9 protein-coding genes are annotated in these 6,494 nt (G+C 62.7%); 4 read left to right on the top strand and 5 right to left on the bottom strand.

The features are described 5' to 3' along the window. Positions 1–565: 565 nt before the first annotated feature. Together HMPREF3145_RS08945 and HMPREF3145_RS08940 are read right to left on the bottom strand one after the other, a co-directional pair. Positions 566–817 carry a hypothetical protein gene (locus HMPREF3145_RS08945; RefSeq protein WP_070422864.1) on the bottom strand — a complete coding sequence of 84 codons (252 nt, stop codon included), beginning with the start codon at positions 815–817 and terminating at the stop codon, positions 566–568. After that, positions 817–1,437, bottom strand: a complete 621-nt coding sequence (locus tag HMPREF3145_RS08940; RefSeq protein WP_070422863.1) for a sigma-70 family RNA polymerase sigma factor — start codon at positions 1,435–1,437, stop codon at positions 817–819. The genes HMPREF3145_RS08945 and HMPREF3145_RS08940 overlap by 1 nt, the downstream gene beginning before the upstream one ends. Before the next feature lie 34 nt (positions 1,438–1,471). Here HMPREF3145_RS08940 and ybaK point away from each other — a divergent pair, with 34 nt between their 5' ends. After that, on the top strand, positions 1,472–1,936 hold the full coding sequence (gene ybaK / locus HMPREF3145_RS08935) for a Cys-tRNA(Pro) deacylase (protein WP_070422862.1): 465 nt from the start codon (positions 1,472–1,474) through the stop codon (positions 1,934–1,936). A 7-nt stretch (positions 1,937–1,943) separates the two neighbouring features. Here the strand turns inward: ybaK and HMPREF3145_RS08930 are convergent, their stop codons facing one another. Beyond that, on the bottom strand, positions 1,944–2,600 hold the full coding sequence (locus HMPREF3145_RS08930) for an SOS response-associated peptidase (RefSeq protein ID WP_070422897.1): 657 nt from the start codon (positions 2,598–2,600) through the stop codon (positions 1,944–1,946). 13 nt (positions 2,601–2,613) lie between these two features. On the opposite strand from HMPREF3145_RS08930, the gene aroA reads away from it, so the two are divergent. Together aroA and rsgA are read left to right on the top strand one after the other, a co-directional pair. Then, the gene (aroA, locus tag HMPREF3145_RS08925) at positions 2,614–3,894 is read left to right on the top strand and encodes a 3-phosphoshikimate 1-carboxyvinyltransferase (protein ID WP_070422896.1); all 1,281 of its coding nucleotides are present in this window, start codon (positions 2,614–2,616) and stop codon (positions 3,892–3,894) included. Next, positions 3,894–4,919, top strand: coding sequence for a ribosome small subunit-dependent GTPase A (rsgA, locus tag HMPREF3145_RS08920; protein ID WP_070422861.1), 1,026 nt, complete (start codon positions 3,894–3,896; stop codon positions 4,917–4,919). The genes aroA and rsgA overlap by 1 nt, the downstream gene beginning before the upstream one ends. Here the strand turns inward: rsgA and HMPREF3145_RS08915 are convergent. Together HMPREF3145_RS08915 and HMPREF3145_RS08910 are read right to left on the bottom strand one after the other, a co-directional pair. Continuing rightward, positions 4,893–5,387 (bottom strand): DUF6912 family protein, encoded by a 495-nt coding sequence (locus tag HMPREF3145_RS08915; RefSeq protein ID WP_180950030.1) that lies wholly within the window; start codon positions 5,385–5,387, stop codon positions 4,893–4,895. The two genes, rsgA and HMPREF3145_RS08915, sit on opposite strands and share 27 nt — an antisense overlap. Further along, positions 5,387–5,800: an HAD-IA family hydrolase gene (locus HMPREF3145_RS08910; protein WP_070422860.1), complete on the bottom strand. Its 414-nt coding sequence runs from the start codon at positions 5,798–5,800 to the stop codon at positions 5,387–5,389. Before HMPREF3145_RS08910 ends, HMPREF3145_RS08915 begins: the two co-directional genes overlap by 1 nt. 153 nt (positions 5,801–5,953) lie before the next feature. On the opposite strand from HMPREF3145_RS08910, the gene HMPREF3145_RS08905 reads away from it, so the two are divergent. Further along, on the top strand, positions 5,954–6,469 hold the full coding sequence (locus HMPREF3145_RS08905; RefSeq protein ID WP_070422859.1) for a hypothetical protein: 516 nt from the start codon (positions 5,954–5,956) through the stop codon (positions 6,467–6,469). Positions 6,470–6,494: the final 25 nt, after the last annotated feature.

Here is a 6,494-nt window from a genome sequence, read left to right as displayed (position 1 = left end):
GTTCACCAATCCAACCCACAAGCACCACCGATTAGAAGGGTTGTTGAACGATCTGTTTTGCCTTGGGTGCACTTCGTTGAACAATCTTTATGCATGCATAGTATGCGCTTTAAGGGTATTTTCAGCCAACACCCGCCCGTTTGAATCGCGACCTGGGGAAATGCCGGAACAGCACTTCAAAACGACCCGGAAATGGTCGGGAGGATTGTTCAACGACTGTGAAAACGGCTCGAAATGGGTGTGACGTGCGGATTGTTCAGCAATCCGCACCACCTGCTTACCCCCGGAAATTACCCCCGTTTTCCGAGCGCACACGTAATAACAGCCTTCAAGACACGAAAACACCGTGTTTCAACCCCACGAACACACCAGTCCACCACCCCAACGCTCATCGTCTAGCACCCCGAAACACCAGCTAGACGATCAGCCCCATAACGACAAACAACCCCAACACCACCAGGGCAAACACAGAGGCCGAAACGAGATCGTCTAGCAACATCACAAGCCCAGCTAGACGATGAGAAAGGCCGCAACAACCAGCCCCCGAACTCCCCCTAAAAGCGCCCTAGTGCCACGTGACCTCGGTGTAGGAGATGGTGGTGATGATGCGCTCGCGCAGCGGCTCAGGAGCCTTCGTTGGCTGGCAGCAATCCCGCACGATGGCGCGAACGGCACGTTCAGACTCGGCAATACTGCGACACTCCGGACATTGCGCGATCTCGGAGGTGATTTCCTCGCGGCGCTGTGGGGAAGTTTCTTCGTCGAAAAGTTCGCACAGCAGGCGGTATGTCGCTTCGCATCCGTGTCCCGTAGCCATTACTTCTCCTTCGCCGCAGTGTCGGTGTCCTGCATGTCCGCGTGGTCGAGGCCAATGCCTCGTTCCTTCGCCACGTCTTTCAACATGCCGCGCAGTTGTTTTCTTCCACGGTGCAGTCGGCTCATGACAGTGCCCATAGGGATGTCCAGCACATCGGCGATTTCCTTGTACGCCAGCCCTTCAACATCGGCGTAGTAGACCACCATGCGGTAGTCCTCGTTCAACGCGTTGAGCGCCTCGGAGATCCGCGAGTTCGGCATTGCCTTGAGCGCTTCAACCTCGGCGGATTCCAGTCCCGTCGAGTCGTGCGAGCTCGAGGAGTACAACTGGTAATCCGTCACTTCGTCCGCGGAGGTTTCCAGCGGCCGGCGCTGTTTCTTGCGGTACGAGTTGATGTAGGTGTTGGTCATGATCCGGTACAGCCACGCCTTGAGATTGGTACCGGGCGTGAAGCTGTCGAAGTTTTTGTACGCCTTGAGGTAGGTCTCTTGCACCAGGTCTTCGGCGTCTTGCGGGTTGCGGGTCATGCGCAGGGCTCCGCCGTAGAGTTGGTCGAGCAGCGGCATGGCTTCTTCGGCGAAGCGTGCCTTTGCTTCTTGATCAAGCTCGGTTTCGGGCATGCTCGCTATTGTAGGTCAGCGCTAAAATCGCCCCATGGCTGCTAAGACTCGCGCACTGAGCGCCCTTTCTCAAACCCCTCATGAGGTGCTCGAATACACCCCGAGCAAGGATCATTTCGGCGCACATTCTGCTGCTGAGTTGGGCCGTGACCCCCACACGGTGCTGAAGACTTTGGTGATCCATCACGAACGCGACATGGCGATCTGTTGCGTGCCCGTCGCCGGCCACCTTTCGCTCAAGGCGGCGGCGAAAGCGCTGGGTTGGAAGCGTGCGGAGATGACCGATCCTGCTCAGGCGCAGCGTGCGACCGGCTATGTCGTGGGCGGGATCTCCCCGCTGGGCACCACCAAGCGCATGCCTACGCTTATCGACGACTCCGTCGCCGACCTCGAAACCATCACCGTCTCCGCCGGCCAACGGGGCCTTTCTATTGCGCTGTCGCCTACCGACCTGGCGGAGCTGACCAACGCGAAGTTCGCGCCTATCGGGACTGAATAGCCCTGGACTAGCCCGAGATCAACTCCGCGTAGTCGTTGCGCACGTTGCCTACTTCCTTTGCGGCCTCGTTCCACTGCAACGTGTCGGCCACGCGCGAGGGGTGCACAAGTTCTAACGCTTCCTCTGGGGTGCCGTCGACCCACTGGCGGATTTCGTCGTCACGCAGAAAGAGCGGTAGGCGGTGGTGGAGCCAGGCCATGTTGTCGGTGGCGTCGGTGGTGATCATCGTGGTGGATAGCCGGTCCAGCCCGGTCTCCCACAGTGCCGCCGCGTACAGCAAGCCCTCTGCAGGGCGCACGTAGTAGGGCTGCTTGCCGGATTCGGTTTGCTTCCACTCGTAGTAGCCGTCGAGCACCATCAGCCCGCGCCGCGCCTTGAACGCGCTGCGGAACGAGGGCTTCTCCGCCACCGTCTCTCCGCGTGCGTTGAACAGAGGCATGCCGGTGTCGTCTTTCTTCCAGGTTGGGAGGAGACCCCAGCGGGCGGCGTCGATACGCGCAGCCTGCTCTGCGATCCGGATGAGTGGCACCTGGTTTGTCGGCGCGATGTTGTAGCGCGGCGGCGGGGTGCCGTCGGGCGCTTCGACGTGGTTGATGCCGGGCAGGGTGGCTACCTCGGAGAGGAGCTCGTCGCCAGTAGTGAAAAGAACGAATCGTCCGCACATGCGCTCCATTATTATGACGTTCATGACGAACATGTGGCCCGCACCGTTCCATCCGGCCCCGATCACCCACACGCAGCGGGTGCCGGGGTCAAAGTCCATGACTAACCGCGCCTACGTGCTGGCGGCACTTGCCGCTGGTCCGTCGACGATGACTGGGGCGCTGCGCTCGCGCGATACGGATCTTATGGAGGCCGCACTGGCGTCCATGGGCACCGGCTTCGAGCACGACCGCGACGTCATCCGTGTGACCCCGGGCGAGTTGCGCGGCGCGGAGGTTGATTGCGGTCTTGCTGGCACCGTGATGCGGTTTGTGCCGCCGGTTGCGGCGTTTGCGCAGGGGCCTGTGCTTTTCGACGGCGACCCCCACGCCCGCAACCGCCCCATCGCGGTTATCCTCGACGCCCTTCGCACCCTCGGCGTGTCCGTTGCGGGTGACGGGATGCCGTTTACCGTCCACGGCACCGGCAAGGCTGACGGCGGCCCGGTGGAGATTGACGCTTCTGGTTCCTCCCAGTTCGTATCGGGCCTGCTTCTGTCTGCGCCCCGGTTCGAGCGTGGCGTGTCCATCCGCCACACGGGTGGCATGTTGCCGTCGATGCCGCACATTGAGATGACGGTGGCCATGCTCGCAGAGGCTGGCGTGAAGGTCACCGGTACCCGTGACACCTGGGACGTTGACCCGCAGCCGATCCGCGGCACTAACTGGGTGATCGAGCCCGACCTGTCCAACGCAGCACCCTTCCTCGCCGCGGCAGCTGTCACTGGCGGCGAGGTGCGTATCCCGAACTGGCCGCTGCGCACCACCCAGCCGGGTGCAGTGATCCGTACCGTCTTGGAGCGCATGGGCTGCGAGGTCGAACTCATCGCCGACGGCTCCACCCAGACCCTGCGCGTGCGCGGCCCGAAGCCTGGCACGCTAAAGGGCATTCGACTCGACATGAGCGACATCGGCGAGTTGGCCCCCACCGTCGCCGTCATCGCGGCGTGCGCCTCCACCCCGAGCGAGCTAACTGGCATTGCGCACCTGCGCGGCCACGAGACGGATCGCCTGGCGGCGCTGACCAACGAGATCAACAACGTCGGCGGCAACTGCGAGGAACTCGGCGACGGCCTGCGTATCACTCCGACCGAGATGCATGGCGGGACGTGGCGTTCCTACGACGATCACCGCATGGCCACCGCCGGCGCCATCATCGGTCTGGTTGTGGAGGGCGTCCAGGTGGAAAACATTGCAACCACCGCGAAGACGCTTCCTGGGTTTGAGGACATGTGGTTGGAGATGGTTTCCAAGTAATGCGCCGCAAGTTTTCCGATTACGACGAATCCGACGTCCGCGTCCGCCCCGGCAAGGGCTCACGGCCACGCTCGAAGAACCGTCCGTCGCACGATAATGCCAAGTTCGGTTTGGTCGTGGCTAAGGATCGTGGGCGTTGGGGCGTCGTGCTTGACGACGACGCCACGCGCCTGCAATGCACCCGCGCCCGGGACCTGAAGCGCACCTCGATCGAGGTCGGCGACCGTGTCGGCGTCGTCGGTGACACCTCCGGCGCAAAGGACACGCTGGCGCGCATTGTGAAGCGCGAGGAGCGTTCCTCTGTCCTGCGCCGCACGGCTGACGATACGGACCCGTACGAGCGCATCATCGTCGCCAACGCTGAGCTGTTGCTCATCGTGGTTGCCGCCGCCGATCCCCCACCGCGTACCGGGTTTGTGGAGCGCGCCTTAGTCGCCGCGTTTGTCGGCGGCGTGACCCCGGTGGTGTGCGTGACCAAGTCTGATTTGGCCGACCCTACCGATTTCGAGCGTGAACTCGCTGACCTTGGTGTGGAGGTGCTGCGCACCGGCGTCGACGACGACATCGCGGAACTGCTCACACACATCCACGACCGCGTTTCTGCGCTGATCGGCCATTCCGGAGTGGGCAAATCCACCCTGGTCAACCGCATCGTCCCGGACGCGGACCGCGAAACTGGCGAGGTCTCCGGCGTGGGCAAGGGCCGCCACACCTCCACCCAGTCCGTGGCGTTGGAGGTACCCGGCGGTGGCTGGATTATCGACACCCCCGGTATCCGCTCCTTCGGCCTCGCACACGTCGCCCCGGAACAAATCGTGCAGGTCTTCCCCGATCTCGCCGAGGCCGCCGAAGGCTGCTCCCGCGGCTGCACCCACTTGGGTCCGCCTGCGGACCCGGAGTGTGCCTGGGACACGCTCGACGCTGAATCCCCCATCGGGCGCCGCGCGCTGGCTGTGCGCCACCTGCTGGAGGCTCTACACAGCAATAACGAGTGGGAGTTAAAGCAGCTCGAGGAGGAACGCTAACTCGTCTGGGTGATAGAACGCCATGTAGTTGTCTTGGGCGTCGCCGACGGTCAGCTCCGCGTCTTCGTCGCCAAGATCCGCGGCATCAACCACCTCGATGGCCTTCGCGGTGGCTTCTTCGGATTCCTTGATGTCCACGTGGATCGCCGCGACGTCCTCAAGATTCACCGGGCCGGACAGTTTCACCACAGACTCGCCCATATCGGGCGCTTCAGTCGCGTCCACGTCCACGGAGATGACCACGCGGCGGTGCGGGAAGCGCTCCTCGTCCCCAATGGCGAGCAGGCGTAGCGACGCCAACGCCGCGTCATCGAACGCCACATCTTCGATCTCTTCGAGATCGCCCGAGGTGAAGAATTCCTGCAACGCCTTCGTCGCAGAAAAACCCCACCCGCTGCGCGCATGCAACAGACCGTTGTCCTGCAGCGCTTGCAGCATGCCAAACGTTGCCGGGATGTAGACGCGCACTAGAACTCGCCCTCAATGTCGAACAGGGACTGGATCTCTACCGCAGTGCGGTCCAGCGCGGTGTGCAGGATGCCGATGAGGTTGTATTCCACTGCGGCGCGGATGTTCATGATGTCATCGTCGATCATCACGCACTCGTTCATATCCAGGCCGATCGCGTCGGCTGCCGCCTGGAACGCTGCACGCTCCGGTTTTTCCACACCGATCTCGCCGGAGAGCACAACCGCGTCGACAACGCCCTTGAACTCCCACTCGCGGATCGCGTCCGCAATCTCGCCCTCAGCTGCCTCGTTGGACAGGATGGCCACGGAGACGTCCTTCTTCTTGGCTTCCTCGATGAGGGTCTTCCAGCGGCTCTGGTCTTCAGCGCCCGTGTCCAGCACACCTGCGTAGTCGATGATCAAACCCTGCACTTCGGCCTTCTTTCGTTAGCTTTCGTTAGCTGCGTATTTCGCGTACGTGATGCGTATTTTAGTGCGCACACTCTTTATTTCATTGCGCCAATCGTGAACAATGATACCTACCCCGCGCCGCGCCCACCCCCTCCCGTGACGGAGGATTCCCACATGCCCGCAACCAGGTACTACAGCGTTCCCGGCCACCAGCACATTCAACTCCTCGCACCTGAGCGCCGCACGCCCGCGCCGAAACCGGCGCCGTCGGTGCTCGAGCCGGACGTGGCGCTCAGCGCCACACCACAGACCAATCAACGCGTCGACCCTCTCGTGCGCCAGGCCATCAGCGCTGCGTTCGGAGGCTACGACCCGACTGTCATGACAGCCTCGCGGTTCAGTACGTCGGTGCGCACACACATCCGTGCGTATCGACGAGCCCAGCTCCAACTCCGCGCCCACACCCGCAACACCGCAGTCCTGCCCACCCAGCACGTCCGGGTGATCACCTGCCACTCTGGTGAGGCCGGCGAGTTCTACGGCACCGTGGAGAAAGGCGGGCGACGCCTCGCCTTTGCCGCGAAGATGGCGGACGGCAAACTGCAGTCGTTCAAAATACTGGAGCCGCCTGCGCGCAACACGTCGCAGACGGCTCCTCACGCCCTCACCAGGGCGTTGCCCTCAGTGTGAGACCGCACTGGCCCAAACAGTGGCC

Source organism: Corynebacterium sp. HMSC05C01, assembly GCF_001807155.1.
Lineage (GTDB): Bacteria > Actinomycetota > Actinomycetes > Mycobacteriales > Mycobacteriaceae > Corynebacterium > Corynebacterium coyleae.
Note: the sequence above shows the minus strand (reverse complement) of the source record. Positions and strands in the feature narration are given on the sequence as shown.

Excerpts from the sequence above, each read along its gene's own strand:
- rsgA (WP_070422861.1), top strand. The coding sequence starts at position 3,894 with ATGCGCCGCAAGTTTTCCGATTACGACGAATCCGACGTCCGCGTCCGC.
- HMPREF3145_RS08940 (WP_070422863.1), bottom strand. The coding sequence starts at position 1,437 with ATGCCCGAAACCGAGCTTGATCAAGAAGCAAAGGCACGCTTCGCCGAA.
- ybaK (WP_070422862.1), top strand. The coding sequence starts at position 1,472 with ATGGCTGCTAAGACTCGCGCACTGAGCGCCCTTTCTCAAACCCCTCAT.
- HMPREF3145_RS08930 (WP_070422897.1), bottom strand. The coding sequence starts at position 2,600 with ATGTGCGGACGATTCGTTCTTTTCACTACTGGCGACGAGCTCCTCTCC.
- aroA (WP_070422896.1), top strand. The coding sequence starts at position 2,614 with ATGACGTTCATGACGAACATGTGGCCCGCACCGTTCCATCCGGCCCCG.
- HMPREF3145_RS08945 (WP_070422864.1), bottom strand. The coding sequence starts at position 817 with ATGGCTACGGGACACGGATGCGAAGCGACATACCGCCTGCTGTGCGAA.
- HMPREF3145_RS08905 (WP_070422859.1), top strand. The coding sequence starts at position 5,954 with ATGCCCGCAACCAGGTACTACAGCGTTCCCGGCCACCAGCACATTCAA.